Source organism: Thiobacillus sp. SCUT-2 (genome assembly GCF_035621355.1).
Lineage (GTDB): Bacteria > Pseudomonadota > Gammaproteobacteria > Burkholderiales > Thiobacillaceae > Thiobacillus > Thiobacillus sedimenti.
The window spans coordinates 113774-131745 of record NZ_CP141769.1 but is presented as its reverse complement, the minus strand read 5'-3'; the positions used below and the strand labels follow the sequence as shown (position 1 = coordinate 131745).

General features: G+C 67.7%; 15 protein-coding genes. 10 read left to right on the top strand and 5 right to left on the bottom strand.

Going from position 1 to position 17972, the window contains the following annotated elements; translation table 11 throughout:
- Nucleotides 1–65 precede the first annotated feature (65 nt).
- A complete protein-coding gene (locus tag VA613_RS00600) occupies nt 66–878 on the top strand; it encodes a S1 family peptidase (RefSeq protein ID WP_324779929.1) in 813 nt (270 codons plus the stop codon).
- Nucleotides 879–881: 3 nt separating this feature from the next.
- On the opposite strand, the gene VA613_RS00595 is transcribed toward VA613_RS00600, so the two are convergent.
- From VA613_RS00595 to fic, 5 genes are all read right to left on the bottom strand, one after another.
- Nucleotides 882–1934 (bottom strand): phospholipase A, encoded by a 1053-nt coding sequence (locus tag VA613_RS00595; protein ID WP_324779928.1) that lies wholly within the window; start codon nt 1932–1934, stop codon nt 882–884.
- Between the two features lie 8 nt (nt 1935–1942).
- A complete protein-coding gene (locus VA613_RS00590) occupies nt 1943–3379 on the bottom strand; it encodes an MBL fold metallo-hydrolase (protein ID WP_324779927.1) in 1437 nt (478 codons plus the stop codon).
- A 72-nt stretch (nt 3380–3451) separates the two neighbouring features.
- Complete coding sequence (locus VA613_RS00585; RefSeq protein WP_324779926.1) at nt 3452–3931, bottom strand: hypothetical protein; 480 nt, start codon at nt 3929–3931, stop codon at nt 3452–3454.
- Between the two features lie 33 nt (nt 3932–3964).
- Nucleotides 3965–5311 carry an adenosylmethionine--8-amino-7-oxononanoate transaminase gene (gene bioA / locus VA613_RS00580; protein WP_324779925.1) on the bottom strand — a complete coding sequence of 449 codons (1347 nt, stop codon included), beginning with the start codon at nt 5309–5311 and terminating at the stop codon, nt 3965–3967.
- A gap of 601 nt (nt 5312–5912) precedes the next feature.
- Nucleotides 5913–7037 (bottom strand): protein adenylyltransferase Fic, encoded by a 1125-nt coding sequence (gene fic / locus VA613_RS00575; protein WP_324779924.1) that lies wholly within the window; start codon nt 7035–7037, stop codon nt 5913–5915.
- A 395-nt stretch (nt 7038–7432) separates the two neighbouring features.
- Here fic and groES point away from each other — a divergent pair, with 395 nt between their 5' ends.
- The 9 genes from groES to VA613_RS00530 all read left to right on the top strand — a co-directional run bounded on the left by groES (nt 7433) and on the right by VA613_RS00530 (nt 17961).
- Nucleotides 7433–7723, top strand: coding sequence for a co-chaperone GroES (gene groES, locus VA613_RS00570; protein WP_324779923.1), 291 nt, complete (start codon nt 7433–7435; stop codon nt 7721–7723).
- Between the two features lie 49 nt (nt 7724–7772).
- A complete protein-coding gene (groL, locus tag VA613_RS00565) occupies nt 7773–9416 on the top strand; it encodes a chaperonin GroEL (protein WP_324779922.1) in 1644 nt (547 codons plus the stop codon).
- 162 nt (nt 9417–9578) lie between these two features.
- Complete coding sequence (locus VA613_RS00560; protein WP_324779921.1) at nt 9579–9959, top strand: hypothetical protein; 381 nt, start codon at nt 9579–9581, stop codon at nt 9957–9959.
- A gap of 102 nt (nt 9960–10061) precedes the next feature.
- Nucleotides 10062–11300, top strand: coding sequence for a TolC family protein (locus VA613_RS00555; RefSeq protein ID WP_324779920.1), 1239 nt, complete (start codon nt 10062–10064; stop codon nt 11298–11300).
- Complete coding sequence (locus VA613_RS00550; RefSeq protein ID WP_324779919.1) at nt 11297–12784, top strand: efflux RND transporter periplasmic adaptor subunit; 1488 nt, start codon at nt 11297–11299, stop codon at nt 12782–12784. Before VA613_RS00555 ends, VA613_RS00550 begins: the two co-directional genes overlap by 4 nt.
- Nucleotides 12781–15936 (top strand): efflux RND transporter permease subunit, encoded by a 3156-nt coding sequence (locus VA613_RS00545; RefSeq protein ID WP_324779918.1) that lies wholly within the window; start codon nt 12781–12783, stop codon nt 15934–15936. Before VA613_RS00550 ends, VA613_RS00545 begins: the two co-directional genes overlap by 4 nt.
- Nucleotides 15933–16274 (top strand): copper-binding protein, encoded by a 342-nt coding sequence (locus tag VA613_RS00540; RefSeq protein ID WP_324779917.1) that lies wholly within the window; start codon nt 15933–15935, stop codon nt 16272–16274. Before VA613_RS00545 ends, VA613_RS00540 begins: the two co-directional genes overlap by 4 nt.
- A 112-nt stretch (nt 16275–16386) precedes the next feature.
- Nucleotides 16387–16608, top strand: a complete 222-nt coding sequence (locus VA613_RS00535) for a GDCCVxC domain-containing (seleno)protein (protein ID WP_324779916.1) — start codon at nt 16387–16389, stop codon at nt 16606–16608.
- Nucleotides 16609–16743: 135 nt separating this feature from the next.
- Nucleotides 16744–17961, top strand: coding sequence for an MFS transporter (locus VA613_RS00530; RefSeq protein ID WP_324779915.1), 1218 nt, complete (start codon nt 16744–16746; stop codon nt 17959–17961).
- Nucleotides 17962–17972 lie beyond the last annotated feature (11 nt).

Sequence of the window (17972 nt, the reverse complement as noted above, 5' to 3'; positions counted from 1 at the left end):
TGCCGCCCGGATTGTATCGAATTTGCACGCCGCTGCCCGGGCCGATCGGGCGGCGCTGCGCCCGTTTGGCCAGCAAGCCGCATACCAGTCCGGTGCCGCGTGGCGGCGCGCGGTCCGCGTGGCGGCTGGCGCTGGCCCTGCTTGCCGCCTCGACGGCGATGACGGCGCGTGCCGACGTCGCCGACACGCTGCCGCTGGTGAAGCCCGGCGTGGTCGGCGTCGGCACCATCATGCCCACGGGCCGCCCGCCAGCCAGCCTGCAGGGGACGGGCTTTGCGGTACTCGACGGCCACTACGTCGTGTCGTGCGCGCACATTTTCAGCAAGCCGCTCGACAGCGAAAAGATGGAGCGCTACGCGGTCTTCATCGGCCGCGGCCGGCAGATTTCGGTGCGCTCCGCGACGCTGGTCGCCACCGACAAGGCCCACGACCTCGCGGTGCTCCGCGTCGCCGGCGACCCGCTGCCGCCGCTGAAGCTGGGCGACTCCGATCATGCGCGCGAAGGCTGGCAGCTCTATTTCACCGGCTACCCGATCGGCGCGATCCTCGGGCTCAACGCATCGACGCATCGCGCCGGGCTTGCCGCCATCATCCCCATCTTCAATCCGGTCGCCGCGGCCTCGCAACTGACGCCTCACGCAATCAAGCAGGCGGGGGTGGCGTACGAAGTATTCGAGCTCGACGCCGTCGCCTACCCCGGCAACAGCGGCAGTCCGGTGTGGCATCCCGACACCGGCGAGGTGCTGGGCGTGGTCAATTCGGTCTACGTCAAGGGCACGCGCGACGCCGCGCTGTCGGCGCCGAGCGGGCTCACCTATGCGATCCCGGTCAAGTACGTGCATCGCCTGCTGGAAGAGGCGGTGCCGAACGCGCCCTGACGCCTACATGCCCTCGGTCAGGCTGACGCCGACGCCGAGCGACTGCTGGCGGAAGTTGTAGTCGATCAGCGATTCGCCGTAGCCGTTGAAGTACTGCAGGTAACCCTTCAGGCGGCCGTAGAGCGGGAAGCTCCAGTCGAGCTTCAGCGCGCCGCGGTTGCCCGGCGACCTGAGGTTGTTGCGCAGCAGCAGCGAGTAGGCGTTTTCCCCCTTGCGGTAGACCAGCTGCAGGTCGCCATGGCCCATGTACTTCTGGATGTCGGGGTTGTCGTCGGTGGCGGCGCTTTCGGGAATGCGATACCACGGGCGCACCAGCAGGGAGAGATTTCCCCGCTCGAAGCCGAACTGCGCGTAGACGCGGTTCCAGCTGCGCGACAGCGCGGCGCCGCGGCCATTCGACTGGTGCGCGAACCCCAGGTTGATCAAGCGCCCGCGCCAGCCGCCGAGTGCATAGTTGGTGCGGAACACCAGCATCGCTTCCGGCTCGTAGTTGGTTTCGCGGAACGGCGACGAGATGCTGCGGTTGTAGGCCTGCCAGAACGAGGTCGCGGTGTAGCCGAACCAGAGGTCGACGTTGTCGTGGCCGAACACACCCTGCATGGCCTTGATCTTGAAGCTCAGCTGCAGTTCGGTCTCGACCGCGTCGAGCCCCAGGTCGGGCTGCGTGAACGTCCCCTGGAAGGGCGTGTTGTTGGGCGCGCGGCTGTATTTCAGCGGCAGGAAGTAGTTGGCGTGGTGCGGGCGGAACAGGAAGGCGCCCTGCTTGGCCGCGTCGTCCAATTCCCACTGCCGCGACAGCGCGGACAGCAGCTCAGGCTCGGCCGCAGCGCGTTCCGCCTCAGGCGGCGCAGGCACGGGTTCGGGCCGGGCCACGGCCGGCGGCGGCGCCTCGGGCTGCGAGCGGCCGGACACGCGGTCGTAACAGGCAAGGCGCTCCGCGTCCGCCGGAATGGCGCTGCACGCCTCCCAGTCGGCCAGCGAGGGCGCAGCCCGCACCGGCCCCGCCAGGCTCGCGAGCAGCCCGGCAAGCAGCAGGCGACCGCCGACTGTCTGCACGCGCGGGCCTAGTCGAGCAGCACGCTCTGGCCTGCGCTCGGCGCCACGGCGTTCCAGCCGAATTGCGTCTGCAGGTCCGCGGCGAAGCCGTTCGCGACGACATCCTCGCCGTGCACCACGAAGACCCGCCGGGGCGCGCTGCGGAAATGGCCGAGCCAGGCGAGCAGGGCGCTGCGGTCGGCATGGGCCGACAGCCCGCCGAGCGTATAGAGATCGGCGCGGACGGGGATGTCCTCGCCGAGCAGGCGCACGCGCCTGGCGCCGTCGACCAGGCGGCGGCCGAAGGTGCCCGCCGCCTGGAAGCCGGTGATGAGCACGGTCGACTCGCGGCGCGGCAGGTTGGTGCGCAGGTGGAACTTGATCCGGCCCGCTTCGCACATGCCGCTCGCCGAGATGATGACCGCGCCGCCCTTGATGCGGTCGAGCGCCTTCGATTCCTCGACGTCCTCGACGAACTCGAGCTTGCGGAAATACTGCGCGCCGCCGTGCCGGCCCATCAGGGCGTGCGTTTCGGCGTCGAGCAGTTCCATGTGCCGGTAGGTGATCTCGGTAGCCGCAGTGGCCATCGGCGAGTCGACGTAGACCGCGAGCTTGGGCAGGCGCGCCTGCCGCGTCAGGTCGGCCAGCAGGTACAGCATGTCCTGGGTGCGCCCGACGGCGAAGGCCGGAACGATGACGTTGCCGCCCTTGCGTTCGAGCGTGTCGGTGACCGCCTCGACCAGCTCGTCCTGCGTCGCTTCCATGCTCTTGTGGTTGCGGTCGCCGTAGGTCGATTCGACGAGCAGGTAGTCGGCGTCGCGGATGGGCGTGGGGTCGCGCAGCAAGGGGCGCGCCGGCTGGCCGAGGTCGCCGGAGAACACGATCTTGCGCCGGCGTACGCCTTCGCCCACCCACACCTCGGCGATCGCCGAGCCGAGGATGTGGCCGGCGTCGCGCAGGGTGAAGCGCACCTGCGGATGCGGCGCGATCTCGAGGTCGTAGTCGACCGGATTGAGGCGCTTGAGCGACGCCTGCGCCTGCGCCACCGTGTAGAGCGGCGCCGTGTCGCGCGCACCCGCGACGCGACCTTCGCATTCCCCGCGCCGCGCCATGCCCTGGCGGAAGCGGTTGAGGTTCTCGTATTCCGCCTCCTTTTCCTGGATATGCGCGGAATCCGGCAGCATCACCGCCAGCAGGTCGCAGGTGGCACGGGTGGCGTGGATCGCGCCCTTGAAGCCGAGCGCGACCAGCCGCGGCAGCAGTCCCGAATGATCGATGTGGGCATGCGTGAGGATGACGAAGTCGATCGTGCGCGGGTCGAAGCTGAACGCGCGGCAGTTCTTCGCGCGCGTCTCCCGCCCGCCCTGGAACATGCCGCAGTCGACGAGGAAGCGCAGGCCGTCGGCCTCCACCAGATAGCTCGAACCGGTCACCTCGCGTGCTGCACCGAGAAAGGTCAGTTTCATGTCGGGCGTGCTTCCTCCATCTTGGTTTTTCAGTCTTGCCGGGGCCCGTCGGCAGGCGAGATCCGGAATCGCTCAGCGATCGAGGCCTGCCGCAGTCGTGGGTATCTGGTAGGCCGCGTGACAGGCGACGCATTTCTGCAGCGTAGCCGACAACTGGCCGAGGCTGTGGCTGACGTCCTTCAGCGACTCGGCGTCGAGCGCGATCTGGTCGAAGTCACGGTGCACCGAGAAGCCCAGCTGCCTGAATTCCAGCGGCAGCTTGGCACGCAGCGCGGGCGGCACGTCGTGCGTCATGCGCATCCCCATGCCGCGCGCCGCCGCCGCCGCGGCATCCATGTCCTGGCGACCGAGCGCGCCGGTCATCTTCTGCACGCCATCGAGAAACAGCCGCATTTCCTCGAGGATCGCGGCGCGCTCGGCGGCGTCCAGCTGCAGGATGGCGCGGCCGTCGGCCGCGGGCGCCGGGTGCGGCATGCCGTCCATCGCGTCGGCGTGCGCGAGGGCGGTCCCGAAGGCGAGCGACAGGGCGGGCAGAAGGCGGATGAGGCACATGGTGTTGTCTCCAGGCGGGGTTGCGAACACGGATCAGATCGCCGGATCGTCGAGGCAGGCCTGCACGGCCTGCGCCAACCCGCGCATCTCGTCGGCCTGCGTGACGTAGGGCGGCATGACGTAGACGCTGCGGCCGATCGGCCGGATGAACACGCCGCGCGCCAGCGCCGCGTGGTGGAAGCGGGCGGCGAACCCGGGCGCGGCGTCGGCGACGTCGAACGCCCAGATCATCCCCAAGTGGCGGAAGTGCCGCACACGGGGGTGAGCGGACACCTCCGCCAGGACGGCCGTGAATTCGGCCGCCTTCGCACGGTTGGCGGCGAGCACGTCGTCCTGCTCGAAGATGTCGAGCACCGCCAGCGCCGCACGGCAGGCGAGCGGGTTGCCGGTGTAGGAGTGCGAATGCAGGAAGCCGCGCGCGGTGTCGTCGCCGTAGAACGCGGCGTAGACCTCGTCGGTCGTCAGCACCGCCGACAGCGGCAGATAGCCGCCGGTTATGCCCTTCGACAGGCAGATGAAGTCGGGGCGGACCGTTTTGATGCCCGCTCCCGCGAGCGCGAGCGGCGGCGCCTGCTCGAACGCGAACAGGGTGCCGGTGCGGCCGAAGCCCATCGCGATCTCGTCGGCGATCAGATGCACGGCGTAGCGGTCGCACAGTTCGCGCGCACGTTGGAGATAGGCCGGGTGGTACATCGCCATGCCGGCCGCGCCCTGCACCAAGGGCTCGACGATGAAGGCCGCGGTCGTGGCGGCGTGTTCCGCCAAATACGCCTCGAGGGCGTCGGCGCACCGCAGCGCGAAGGCTTCGGCGGATTCGCCCGGCTCGGCGAGCCGCGCGTCGGGCGTCGGCACCTGCACGCTAGGGCGCAGCAGCGGCGCGTAGGTCGTCTTGAACAGCGGGATGTCGGTCACCGAGAGCGCGCCGACGGTTTCGCCGTGATAGCCGTTCTTCAGGCTGATGAAGCCATTTTTCTGCGTCTGGCCCTGGCTGCGCCAGAAGTGAGCGCTCATTTTCAGGGCGATCTCGGTGGCCGAGGCGCCATCCGAGCCATAGAAGGCATGACCCAACCCGGTCAGTTTCGCCAGCCGCTCGGACAGCTCCACCACGGGCGCGTGCGTCGCGCCGGCCAGCATCACGTGCTCGATCCGCCCGAGCTGGTCGGTGATCGCGGCGTTGATGCGCGGGTTGCAGTGGCCGAAGAGATTGACCCACCAGCTCGAAATGGCATCGAGGTAGCGCCTGCCGTCCGTGTCGATGAGCCAGGGGCCTTCGCCGCGCGCGACGGGCAACGGGGGGATGGCTTCCAGCTCCTTCATCTGGGTGCAGGGGTGCCAGACGGCGGCACGGGTGCGGCTCAGGAGATCGTTGTCGGTCGCCATTAGATTCGATAGTCCACTTGCCCGTCTTTCAAGGGATCCGGATGACTATCGCCATTCCCAAAATCCGAGAAATTGACGCCAATTCCGATAGTCGTCGTGGTTTTCGAGATTAAAGACGATAGTGCCAGTAAGGAGCACCCAATTCTAGCCGACCGCGCTGCCGTTCGGTTTCGGTGGCTTCGTGCGGTCGACGCTCCATGAGTGCGAGATCCTGTGGGTCACGCTGCTTACGATGGCCCCATGACCGAAAAGCTTGCCGTACTGCTAGCGAGAACGGCGCAACTTCACGAAGCCGTTCACGAACATTTTCAGGGATTGATTCCGGCGGAAGGTGCTCGCCAACTTGTGGCCTGCCAGGCGCAACGGCGTGGAACTCGGATGACTTCCCCCATCCGGGTGAAGGCCGGGCACAGATCGTCTTTGAGGGCGGATCGAGTGGCGCAAGTCAGTCCGAGAAGCTGAGGATGGGATTGGTGGCCAGGGGGATCGACCCCATCGTCAAACCGGCGCCGGAAGGTACAGGCGTCAATGGCTTGCTGATGAAGCAGGCCGCATAACCCAACCACCCCACCCGAACGCAAGTTCGGGTGGGGGTTTCGCATTAGATGGCCGAGTACGGCGTAAATTGATTGCTGTCGCGCGTAAGCAACTGCATGAGCCTCGGATGAATGAACAGCTTTTCCTTGCCCGCGTTCACTTCGCTCAGCACGCCAACTTCCACCAACTGCTTGAGATATAGCGAAGCCGTCTGGCGTTTGGCGATGCCAGCCTCGGTCAAGTTGCTGATGCGGCAATACGGCAGTCTGAACAACAGGCTCACCAGTTCGTGGCTATATACCTTGGGCAGGCTCGCGCGCACATACTCCGTAGTTTGATCCGACAAGGAGCGAATTGCCCCAATCTTCCCCGTCGTCCAATTCGCCGTTTCTTCCACCCCTCTTAGGATGTAGAGCAACCAGGCTTCCCATGCCTGCTCGCGCGTCACCTGCAAGAGCAGCCGGTAGTAATCGGCCTTGTTCTGAATGATGTAGCGGCTCAAGTAGAGGATGGGCAAGGTCAGCAGATTCTCCTGGATCAGGAACAGGCTATTCAGGACACGTCCGGTACGCCCATTGCCGTCGTTGAACGGGTGGATCGCCTCGAACTGGTAATGCCCCACGGCCATGCGGATCAGCGGATCGACGTCGGTTTCCTCGTGCAGATAGCGCTCCCAGTTCGCCAGCAGATCGCGCAGGCGCGTCTCGCCCTCGGGTGGCGTATAGATCGTTTCACCGTTCGCATCGTTCTTCAGCGTCGTGCCGGGCGTACGGCGGACCGACATCTCCACGCCCTTGATCGCGGTGCAGATCTGCTCGGCCGTGCGCGTGCTGAGCTGGGTTTGCTTGAGCGCCGTGAAGCCATCAAACAGCGAGCGGCTGTAGCGCAACGCCTCCTTGGTGGCCGAATTGGCTTGTGCCTCGTGTCCAACATGCCGGAACAGCTCGTCCGTGGTCGTCACGATGTTTTCGATCTCCGAACTGGCGCGCGCCTCCAGCAATGGCAAGGTGCTGATCAGCATGGCCTGGTTGGGAATGAGCTCCGCCGCCTGCTTCAGTTCGGCCAGTGCCGCGCGGGCCGTGATGCATTGCTTCAGCACGGCACGGGTCTCCAGCTCGACCGCGGGGGGCAGGAGCGGCAAGTCGTTGTATGGGCGGTCCGGCCTCCAGCTCGCGTTGTTCATGTTCATCTTTGCTGAAAACTTCGACACAACCGAACTCTATGTACGCGGCTTCGACACGTCAAGAAAATGTGTCGATATTTTCCGTTTTCATCGACACATTATGCCGACGTGTCGATCGCGCGAACAGGCTCGACTGAGGGTTGTGCGCGAGAACCCCGTCAAAGCCGAAGGGGATTAGCATGCGATGCATGCCCTGGCTTTATCGACGGGAGTGTCGACTTTGGTGGCAAACCTATCAACTCTAATGGCGACCGACAATCGTCCATGGACTTGAAATTGAAACCTTCCGCCCCTACCATTAGCACTCGATGGCGGCGAGTGCTAACAACACCTTCGCCGCCTCCTTATTTATCGGGCAGCCCGGCTGCCGGTTATCAACGTACCGCAATGGAGACTTTGCAATGAAAATCCGTCCTCTGCACGACCGTGTGATTGTCAAGCGCATGGAAGAAGAGCGCAAGACCGCTTCCGGGATCGTGATCCCCGACACCGCGACCGAGAAACCCGACCAGGGTGAAGTCGTCGCCGTCGGCGCCGGCAAGAAAGACGACCAGGGCAAGCTGATCGCGATGGACGTGAAAGTCGGCGACCGCGTGCTGTTCGGCAAGTACGCCGGCCAGACCGTCAAGGTCGAAGGCGAGGAACTGCTGGTGATGCGCGAAGAAGACATCATGGGCGTGATCGAGAAGTAAGCCGCCCCCCCGCAAGAATCCAACCGAATTCAAATTTAGGAGTTTAAGAATGGCTGCAAAAGACGTACGTTTTGGCGATTCCGCGCGTCACCGCATGGTGGCTGGCGTCAACATCCTGGCTGACGCCGTCAAGGTGACCCTGGGCCCGAAGGGCCGCAACGTGGTGCTCGACCGTTCCTTCGGCGCCCCCACCGTGACCAAGGACGGCGTGTCGGTCGCCAAGGAGATCGAACTGAAGGACAAGCTCGAGAACATGGGCGCGCAGATGGTGAAGGAAGTCGCCTCGAAGACCTCCGACGTCGCCGGTGACGGCACCACCACCGCGACCGTGCTGGCCCAGGCCATCGTCAACGAAGGCATGAAGTTCGTCGCCGCCGGCATGAACCCGATGGACCTCAAGCGCGGCATCGACAAGGCTGTCGTCGCCATCACGGGCGAACTGAAGAAGATTTCCGTGCCCTGCACCAGCAGCAAGGAAATCGCCCAGGTCGGCTCCATTTCCGCCAACTCCGACGCCTCGATCGGCGACATCATCGCCGCCGCGATGGACAAGGTCGGCAAGGAAGGCGTGATCACCGTGGAAGACAGCTCGGGCCTCGAGAACGAGCTCGACGTGGTCGAGGGCATGCAGTTCGACCGCGGCTACCTCAGCCCCTACTTCATCAACAACCCCGACAAGCAGATGGCGGTCCTCGAAGATCCGTTCATCCTGCTGTTCGACAAGAAGATCTCCAACATCCGCGACCTGCTGCCGGTGCTGGAACAGGTCGCCAAGGCCGGCAAGCCGCTGATGATCGTCGCCGAAGACGTCGACGGCGAAGCGCTCGCCACCCTGGTGGTCAACAACATCCGCGGCATCCTCAAGACCTGCGCGGTCAAGGCCCCCGGCTTCGGCGACCGCCGCAAGGCGATGCTGGAAGACATGGCCATCCTGACCGGCGGCACCGTGATCGCCGAGGAAGTCGGCCTCTCGCTCGAGAAGGCCACCCTGCAGGACCTCGGCCGCGCCAAGCGCATCGAAGTCGGCAAGGAGAACTCCACCATCATCGACGGCGCCGGTTCCGCTGACGCGATCAAGGCGCGCATCGCCCAGATCAACAAGCAGGTCGAGGAAGCCACCAGCGACTACGACAAGGAGAAGCTGCAGGAACGCAAGGCCAAGCTGGCCGGCGGCGTGGCCGTGATCAAGGTCGGCGCGGCGACCGAAGTCGAGATGAAGGAGAAGAAGGCCCGCGTCGAAGACGCGCTGCACGCCACCCGTGCCGCCGTTGAAGAGGGCATCGTTCCCGGCGGCGGCGTCGCGCTGCTGCGCGCCAAGTCCGCGGCCGCCGCGATCAAGGGCGACAACCACGACCAGGACGCCGGCGTGAAGATCGTGCTGCGCGCGATCGAGGAGCCGCTGCGCCAGATCGTCAAGAACTGCGGCGAAGAGTCCTCGGTCGTCGTCAACAAGGTGCTGGAAGGCTCGGGCAACTTCGGCTACAACGCCGGCTCCGGCGAATACGGCGACATGGTCGCGATGGGCGTGCTCGACCCGACCAAGGTCACCCGCACCGCGCTGCAGAACGCCGCGTCGATCGCCGGCCTGATGCTGACCACCGACTGCATGGTCGCCGACCTGCCGGAAGACAAGGCGGCTGCAGCCCCGATGGGCGGCGGCATGGGCGACATGGGCGGCATGGGCATGATGTAAATCGCCACCACGGCTCCCTGTAGCCAGAAAAAGCCCCGCTTCATGCGGGGCTTTTTCATGGCCGCGCGCGGCAAGTTATTGGCGCGAACACCCGACTCCGCCGCGGCAAAGCCGCCATCCGCACCATTGACTCGCCGCCACATTGCTCCTACGCTCCGTCCCATGTTACGGAAGCAGACACGGCGCCTGATCGCCTTCCTGTGCACCGCGATCCTGGTATGGAGCCAGCTCGCGGTCGCAGCGTACGCCTGCCCGCTGGACTTGCCCGTCGCCGCCCCGCAGTCGGCCGGCATGCCGGCCGACTGCGCCGACGGCATGGACGCCAAATCGCCGCCGCTCTGCAAGGCGCATCACGCGCCCTCCGTGCAGGCCGACCATCGGCCCTCGCTCGACATTCCGCCGCTGGTCCTGACGAGCGCGGCGCCCGCCTCCCCGGTCGGCCTCTCGGTACCGCCCGCTGCTCGCGCCCGCCCCGTCCGCCCGGGCTGGCTGGCTGACGCATCTCCACCCCTTCGCATCCAGTACCAGGTCTTCCGCATTTAGCGCTTCCCGGTCGTCGAGCGCGTGCCTTCTCGGCACGCTGTCTTGTTCAACCGAAGGAAGACCATCGTGTTTACGTTTACCCGTTGCTTCACGTGCGGGCACATGGCATTGACCATGCTGCTTGCCGGCCTGAGTTCGCCCGGCCACGCGCTGACGTTCGACGAGGCGCTGCGCCTCGCCGAAACGCATGCTCCCCAGCTGAAGGCCAGCGAGGAAGGCGTCGCCGCGGCCCGATCCCTGCGGGTTCCTGCCGGCGCCCTGCCCGACCCCAAGCTCGTGCTGGGCATCAACAACCTGCCGATCGAGGGCGCCGACCGCTACAGCCTGACCCGCGACGCCATGACCATGCAGCGCGTCGGTCTCATGCAGGCGTTTCCCAACGCCGCCAAGCGCGAAGCGCGCGTCGCCGCGGCGCAGGGCCAGGTCGCCCTGAGCGAGGCCGAGGCCCGCATCGTGCGGCTGACGGTGCTGCGTGCGGTCGCGGATGCCTGGATCGCTCGCCAGAGCGTCGAGCGCCAGCTGGCGTGCATCGATGACCTCGCAGCGGAAAACCGGCTGTTCGCGGCCGCGGTCCGCGCCGAACTCGCCGGCGGCAAGGGCTCGGCGACGGACATCGTCGCCCCCCGGCAGGAGGCCGCCCTGATCGACGAGCGGCGCGACGAATTGCGCGCCCGCCAGGAGCAGGCGATCGCATCGCTGCGGCGCTGGATCGGCGCTGCGGCCGACGCCCCCCTCGAGGGCGGCGTGCCCGAATGGCCGATCGCACACAATCTCCTGGAACACCGCCTGCATCGCCACCCGGAACTGCTGGCGTTCGATTCCCGGGCACGCGTGCTCGACGCCGACATCGCCGAGGCGCAGGCGGCGAAGCGGCCCGATTGGGCGCTGGAGATGGACTACCAGCGCCGCGCCCAGCAGTACGGCGACATGATGTCGGTCCAGGTCAGTTTCGACCTGCCGGTCTTCCCCGGCGCGCGCCAGGACCCGAAGATCGCCGCCGCGCGTGCCGAACGCGCGCGCCTCGATGCGGAGCGCGCCGCCGCCCTGCGCGAGCATGCCGCGATGCTGGCGAGCGACTTCGCGGATTACCAGCGGCTCACCGCCGCCGTCAATCGCCAGCACAACGTCCTGCTGCCGCTGGCGCAGGAGAAGGTCGACCTCGCGATGGCCGCGTGGCGCGGCGGCAAGGGCAGCCTGACCGGGCTGATCGCCGCACGCCGCGAACGCATCGACACCGAGCTCAAGTCCATCGCCCTGGAAGGCGAGCAACTTCAGGTCGCCGCGCGTTTGCACTACGCCTACGGCGACGATGCCGACCCGCACACGGGGGACCACGAATGAAGCCGATGATCAAGGTACTGGGCGCCGGCGTCGTTGCCGGCATGTTGCTGGGGCTGGGGGCGGGCGGCGGCTGGTGGTGGGCCCAGCGGGCCGCCGCAGGCAAGCCGACTGCCGCGTCCGCGCCGGCAGCGGCGCCGGACGGGCGCCGGGTGCTGTACTGGTACGACCCGATGGTGCCGCAGCAGCATTTCGACAAACCGGGGAAGTCGCCCTTCATGGACATGGCGCTGCTGCCCAAGTACGCCGACGAGACGACGGGCGACGGCGGCGTCAGGATCGACCCGGCCGTCGTCCAGAACCTCGGCGTGCGCCTGGCGAGCGTCGAGCGCCTGCCGCTGTCCACGCGGATCGACGCGAGCGGGCTGATCGGCTTCGACGAACGCGACGTCGCCATCGTGCAAGCCCGCACCGGCGGCTTCGTCGAGCGCGTGTGGCCGCTGGCGCCCGGCGACGTGGTCCGGCCCGGGCAGCCGCTGGTCACCCTGCTGGTGCCGGAATGGGCCGCGGCGCAGCACGAGCTGCTGGCGATCCGCTCGGCGGGCGACGCCGCGCTGCTGGCGGCGGCACGCGACCGGCTGCACCTCCTGGGCATGCCGGACGACCTGATCCGCCGCGTCGAGCAGCGCGGCGTGCCGCAGCCGGGGTACACGGTGGGCCTGCCGCGCGGTGGCCTGCTGCAGTCGCTCGACGTGCGCGCCGGCATGACGGTCGCCGCCGGGCAGACACTCGCGCGCGTGAACGGGTTAGGTACGGTCTGGCTCGACGTCGCGGTGCCGGAGGCCTACGCGGCCTGGGTGCGTCCCGGCGTCCGTGCCGAGGTCCAGCTGGCCGGCTTCCCAGGCAAACCCATCGGCGGCCGCGTCAGCGCGATCCTGCCCGCGCTCAACGACGCGGCGCGCAGCCTGCAGGTGCGGATCGAACTGCCGAACCCGGACGGCCGCCTGCGCCCCGGGCTCTCGGCCCAGGTGCGGCTGGTGTCGGATCTGCAAGGCAACGCGCTCGCCGTGCCGACCGAGGCGGTCATCCGCACCGGCAAGCGCGCACTGGTCATGGTGGCGGACGGGAACGGGCGCTTCGCGCCGGTCGAAGTCACCCTCGGTCCCGAAGTCGGCGACCGCACGGTCATCGCTTCCGGATTGGAGGACGGTCAGAAGATCGTCGCCAGCGGCCAGTTCCTGATCGACTCCGAAGCCAGCCTCAGCGGCCTCATGGCCCGCGCCGGGCGCGAAGCAGCCGCTGCGCCGGCGGGCGTCGTCCTGCATCCCGCCGAGGCGAAGATCGACGAGATCGGCGCCGGCGAAGTCACCCTGACCCATGGGCCGTTCAAGACGCTGTCGATGCCGGGCATGACGATGGTCTTCCCGCTCGCCCGACCGGATCTGACCAAGGGCCTGAAGGCCGGCGACCACGTCACGGTCTTCGTCCGCCAGACGGACGAGGGCCTTGTCGTCGAGCGCCTGGACAAGGCGGGAGCCCGGCCATGATCGCGAAGCTCATCCGCTGGTCGGTCGCCAACCGCCTCCTGGTGCTGCTGGCGGCGCTGTTCGCGACCGCCTGGGGCGTGTGGGCAGTCAAGACGACGCCGGTCGACGCGCTGCCGGACCTGTCCGACGTGCAGGTCATCATCCGCACCAGCTACCCCGGCCAGGCGCCGCGCATCGTCGAGAACCAGGTCACCTATCCGCTGACCACGACGATGCTGTCGGTGCCCGGGGTGAAGACCGTGCGCGGCTTTTCCTTCTTCGGCGACAGCTTCGTCTACGTGCTGTTCGAGGACGGCACCGACCTCTACTGGGCGCGCTCGCGGGTGCTGGAGTACCTCAACCAGGTGCAGGGCCGCCTGCCCGCCGCGGCGAGGTCGAGCCTGGGCCCGGACGCCACCGGGGTCGGCTGGATCTACGAATACGCACTGGTCGACCGCACCGGCCGGCACGATCTGTCCCAGCTGCGCGCCCTGCAGGACTGGTTCCTGAAGTACGAGCTGAAGACGCTGCCCAACGTCGCCGAGGTCGCCACCGTGGGCGGCATGGTCAGGCAGTACCAGGTCGTGCTGGATCCGGTGAAGCTCGCGAGCCTCGGCATCACGCAGGCCATGGTGCGCGAAGCGATCCAGGCAGCCAACCAGGAAACGGGCGGCGGCGTGCTCGAACTGGGCGAAGCGGAGCTCATGGTGCGTGCAAACGGCTACCTCGCGTCGCTCGACGATTTCCGCGCAATCCCGCTCAAGCTCGTCGGCGGCGTGCCGGTCACGCTCGGCGATGTCGCCCGGATCCAGCTCGGGCCGGAAATGCGGCGCGGCATCGCCGAGCTCGACGGCCAGGGCGAGACGGTCGGCGGCGTCGTCATCCTGCGCTCCGGCAAGAACGCGCGCGCAACGCTCGCGGCGGTGCACGCCAAGCTCGACACGTTGCGGGGAAGCCTGCCGCAGGGCGTCGAGATCGTGCCGACCTACGATCGCAGCCAACTGATCGACCGGGCGGTGGAGAACCTCAGCCACAAGCTCATCGAGGAATTCATCGTCGTCGCGCTGGTCTGTGTCGCCTTCCTGTGGCACCTGCGCTCGTCGATGGTCGCCATCGTGTCGCTGCCGCTCGGCGTGCTGGTCGCTTTCGCCCTGCTGCACTATCAGGCCATCAACGCCAACATCATGTCGCTGGGCGGCATCGCGATCGCAATCGGCGCGATGGTCGACGCGGCCGTGGTGATGATCGAGAACGCGCACAAGAAGATCGAGGCGTGGCACCGCGCCCATCCCGGCGAGGTCCTGGCCGGCGAGGCCCACTGGCGCGTCGTGACCGAGGCCGCGATCGAGGTGGGGCCGGCGCTGTTCTTCTCGCTGCTCGTCATCACGCTGTCCTTCATCCCGGTGTTCACGCTGCAGGCGCAGGAGGGCCGGCTGTTCGGACCGCTCGCCTTCACCAAGACCTACGCCATGGCGGCGGCGGCCGGCCTCTCGGTCACGCTGGTGCCGATCCTGATGGGCTACTGGATACGCGGCAGGCTGCCGGAAGAATCGCGCAACCCCCTGAGCCGCCTGCTGATCCGTCTCTACCGCCCGATGCTCGACGCCGTGCTCGCGCGGCCGAAGCTGACCCTGCTCGCCGCCGCACTGGTATTCCTCACGGCAGCGTGGCCCGCGAGCCGCCTCGGCGGCGAGTTCCTGCCGCCGCTCGACGAGGGCGACCTGCTCTACATGCCGAGCGCGCTCCCGGGGCTGTCGGCGCAGAAGGCGAGCGAACTGCTGCAGCAGACCGACCGCCTGATCAAGAGCGTGCCCGAAGTGGCGCGCGTGTTCGGCAAGGCCGGCCGCGCCGAGACCGCCACCGACCCCGCCCCGCTCGAGATGTTCGAGACCACGATCCAGTTCAAGCCGCGCGACCAGTGGCGCCCCGGCATGACGCCGGAAAAGCTCGTCGAGGAACTGGACCGCACCGTCAGGGTGCCCGGCCTCTCCAACATCTGGATTCCGCCGATCCGCAACCGCATCGACATGCTGGCCACCGGCATCAAGAGTCCGATCGGCGTCAAGATCGCCGGCACGAACCTGGCCGAGATCGACCGCGTCGCCCGGCAGGTCGAGCGCGTGGCGCGCACGGTTCCCGGGGTGTCGTCGGCGCTCGCCGAACGGCTGACCGGGGGACGCTACCTCGACGTCGACATCGACCGCGCCGCGGCTGCACGCTACGGGCTCAACATCGCCGACGTGCAGGAGGTGGTGAGTGGCCTCATCGGCGGCGAAAACGTCGGGGAGACCGTCGAGGGGCTGGCACGCTTTCCGATCAACCTGCGCTACCCGCGCGAATGGCGCGACACCGTGCAGCGCGTCACGCAACTGCCCATCGTCACGCCGGCGGGCGCCCAGATCACGCTGGGCATGGTCGCACGGGTCGTCGTGACCGACGGCCCGCCGATGCTCAAGAGCGAGAACGCGCGCCCCAGCGGCTGGGTCTACGTGGACGTGCGCGGGCGCGATCTCGCGTCGGTGGTGGCGGACCTGCGCCGCGCCGTCGCGCGCGAGGTCAGGCTCGAGCCCGGCATGAGCCTCGCGTATTCCGGCCAGTTCGAATTCCTCGAGCGGGCCAACGCGCGGCTGAAGCTGGTCGTGCCGGCGACGCTGCTGATCATCTTCGTGCTGCTCTACCTCACGTTCGCACGCCTCGACGAAGCCCTGCTGATCATGGCGACGCTGCCGTTCGCACTGACCGGCGGGGTGTGGTTCCTGTACTGGATGGGATTCAACCTCTCGGTCGCCACCGGCGTCGGCTTCATCGCGCTGGCCGGGGTGTCGGCGGAGTTCGGCGTGATCATGCTGGTCTACCTGAAACAGGCGTGGCAGAAACGGCTCGACGCCGGCGAGGAGAGCCGGCCCGCGCTGATCGACGCCATCCGCGAAGGCGCCGTGCTGCGCGTGCGTCCCAAGGCCATGACGCTGGCGGTCATCATCGCCGGCCTGCTGCCCATCCTGCTTGGAAGCGGCACCGGCAGCGAGATCATGAGCCGCATCGCCGCGCCCATGGTGGGCGGCATGATCACCGCGCCGCTGCTGTCGATGTTCGTGATCCCCGCCGCCTACCTGCTCATGCGCGGGCGTCCGATGAACTCCTCCTCCAACCTGAAATCAAAGGAAGCATCATGAAGAAGACCCTCCCGCTCACGCTCGCAATCATCCTGTCCCTGGGCGCCGGTGCTGCATGCGCCGATTCGGTCATGCCGGGCATGGACATGGGCGGCCAGCAGGCCAAGCCCGGCGCCTCGCACCAGGCCGTCGGCGTCGTGAAGAAGGTCGACGCCAAGGCCGGCAAGATCACCCTCGCCCACGGGGCCGTCAAGAGCCTCAACTGGCCGCCCATGACCATGCCCTTCAGAATCAGCCGCGGCCAGGCGGAGACGGTCAGGGCCGGGCAGCGGGTGAACTTTGAATTCGTCGTGTCGGGAATGGACGCCACGATCACGAAGATCGAGCCGGCCCATTGATGGGCCACGGAAAGCCCGACGCAGCGGTCGAGAAAGTCCTGTGGCGTCGATTCGCCCGCGGCATGCGGCGAGGGGCGCCGGTGATGCCTCAACCATGAAGGAAGCAGCCAAGTTGAACGACGTCATCCTGCAATCGACGCTGACCTGCCCGGTGTGCGGCCACGCCCGGACCGAGACGATGCCCACCGACGCCTGCCAGTGGTTCTACGAGTGCGCGCAATGTCACACGGTGCTGAGACCCAAGCCGGGGGACTGCTGCGTCTTCTGTTCCTACGGCACGGTGCCGTGCCCGCCGATCCAGATAGCCGGCAAGGGCAGTTGCTGCGGGTGCTGATCGGGCATCCCGAATGCGGCCGCGTCATTGGCCGGCGAGGCCGACGCGTCCAGAACGAAGGCCCCGGAACACGACTGGCCCGTCCGTCTGATCGATGCCATCATCGCAGCTCGATCCGCGCCGACGTTCCCGACGATGCCTGCCGCCCTGCCTCACCCCCTGCGCGCGCTGCGCGCCCGCGATTTCCGCATCTATTTTGCCGGCCAGCTGATCTCCGTCGCCGGCACCTGGATGCAGCAGATCGCGATGGCCTGGCTCGCCTACAAGCTGACCAACTCGGCACTGGTACTGGGCCTGCTCGGCTTCGCCAGCCAGATCCCGATCCTGCTGTTCGCGCCGCTCGGTGGCGTGTGGTCGGACCGCACCGACCGGCGCCGGCTCATGATGACGACGCAGGCGCTGGCCATGCTGCAGGCCCTGGCACTCGCCGTGCTGGCCTGGCAGGGCTGGGCGACCCCGGCGCTGCTGCTGGGCCTTGCCTTCGTGCTCGGCTGCATCAATGCGGTCGACATTCCCGCACGGCAGTCGCTGGTCGTGCACCTCGTCGGCGACCGCGCCTTGCTGCCCAACGCCATCGCGCTGAACTCCTTCATGATGAATTCCACGCGCTTCGTCGGCCCCGCGCTCGCCGGACTGATCGTGGCGCGCGCGGGCGAGGCGGTGTGCTTCCTGCTCAACGCCGCCTCCTACCTCGCCGTGCTGGTCGCGCTGGCCGCGCTGCATACGCGTCCGGGCGGCGGCGCGTCGAAGCCGGCCCTGCACGCCCTGCGCGAGGGGCTCGCCTACGCGTTCAGCCATCGCGACATCCGGCTCTTCCTGCAGCGGGTCGCGGCGGTCAGCCTGCTGGTCGCCCCTTACGTGGTGATGCTGCCACTCTATGCCCGCACGATTCTCGGCGGTGACGCGCGGACTTTCGGTCTCCTCGTCAGCAGTGTCGGCGCGGGCGCCCTGCTGGCGAGCGTGTTTCTCGCGTCGCACGTCTCGATCGACGGCCTCGCGCGGCGGGTGGCGCACGCAGTCAGCCTGGCCGGCGTCGCACTCCTGCTGTTCGCGCTGAACCGGACGAGCTTCCTCGCCTATCCGCTGCTGATGGTGCTCGGATTCTCCGTGGTGCTGGTCGCGGCCGGAAGCAACACGCTGCTGCAAAGCTGGGTGCGCGACGACATGCGCGGACGCGTGATGGCCATTTTCTCGGTCGCCTTTCTCGGCATCGCGCCGCTCGGCAGCCTGGCGATGGGCAGCCTCGCGCACGCCATCGGCATCCGCCCCACGCTCGCCGTCTTCGGCGCCCTGACCGTCGTCGCAGGGCTCGCGCACCGCCCCGCCCCGCACCAGATCGCCCGCGACGCCTGAGCGCGGGGCGT

Excerpts from the sequence above, each read along its gene's own strand:
- VA613_RS00560 (WP_324779921.1), top strand. The coding sequence starts at position 9,579 with ATGTTACGGAAGCAGACACGGCGCCTGATCGCCTTCCTGTGCACCGCG.
- VA613_RS00540 (WP_324779917.1), top strand. The coding sequence starts at position 15,933 with ATGAAGAAGACCCTCCCGCTCACGCTCGCAATCATCCTGTCCCTGGGC.
- VA613_RS00545 (WP_324779918.1), top strand. The coding sequence starts at position 12,781 with ATGATCGCGAAGCTCATCCGCTGGTCGGTCGCCAACCGCCTCCTGGTG.
- VA613_RS00550 (WP_324779919.1), top strand. The coding sequence starts at position 11,297 with ATGAAGCCGATGATCAAGGTACTGGGCGCCGGCGTCGTTGCCGGCATG.
- VA613_RS00585 (WP_324779926.1), bottom strand. The coding sequence starts at position 3,931 with ATGTGCCTCATCCGCCTTCTGCCCGCCCTGTCGCTCGCCTTCGGGACC.
- bioA (WP_324779925.1), bottom strand. The coding sequence starts at position 5,311 with ATGGCGACCGACAACGATCTCCTGAGCCGCACCCGTGCCGCCGTCTGG.
- groES (WP_324779923.1), top strand. The coding sequence starts at position 7,433 with ATGAAAATCCGTCCTCTGCACGACCGTGTGATTGTCAAGCGCATGGAA.
- VA613_RS00555 (WP_324779920.1), top strand. The coding sequence starts at position 10,062 with ATGGCATTGACCATGCTGCTTGCCGGCCTGAGTTCGCCCGGCCACGCG.
- groL (WP_324779922.1), top strand. The coding sequence starts at position 7,773 with ATGGCTGCAAAAGACGTACGTTTTGGCGATTCCGCGCGTCACCGCATG.
- VA613_RS00590 (WP_324779927.1), bottom strand. The coding sequence starts at position 3,379 with ATGAAACTGACCTTTCTCGGTGCAGCACGCGAGGTGACCGGTTCGAGC.
- VA613_RS00530 (WP_324779915.1), top strand. The coding sequence starts at position 16,744 with ATGCCTGCCGCCCTGCCTCACCCCCTGCGCGCGCTGCGCGCCCGCGAT.
- fic (WP_324779924.1), bottom strand. The coding sequence starts at position 7,037 with ATGAACATGAACAACGCGAGCTGGAGGCCGGACCGCCCATACAACGAC.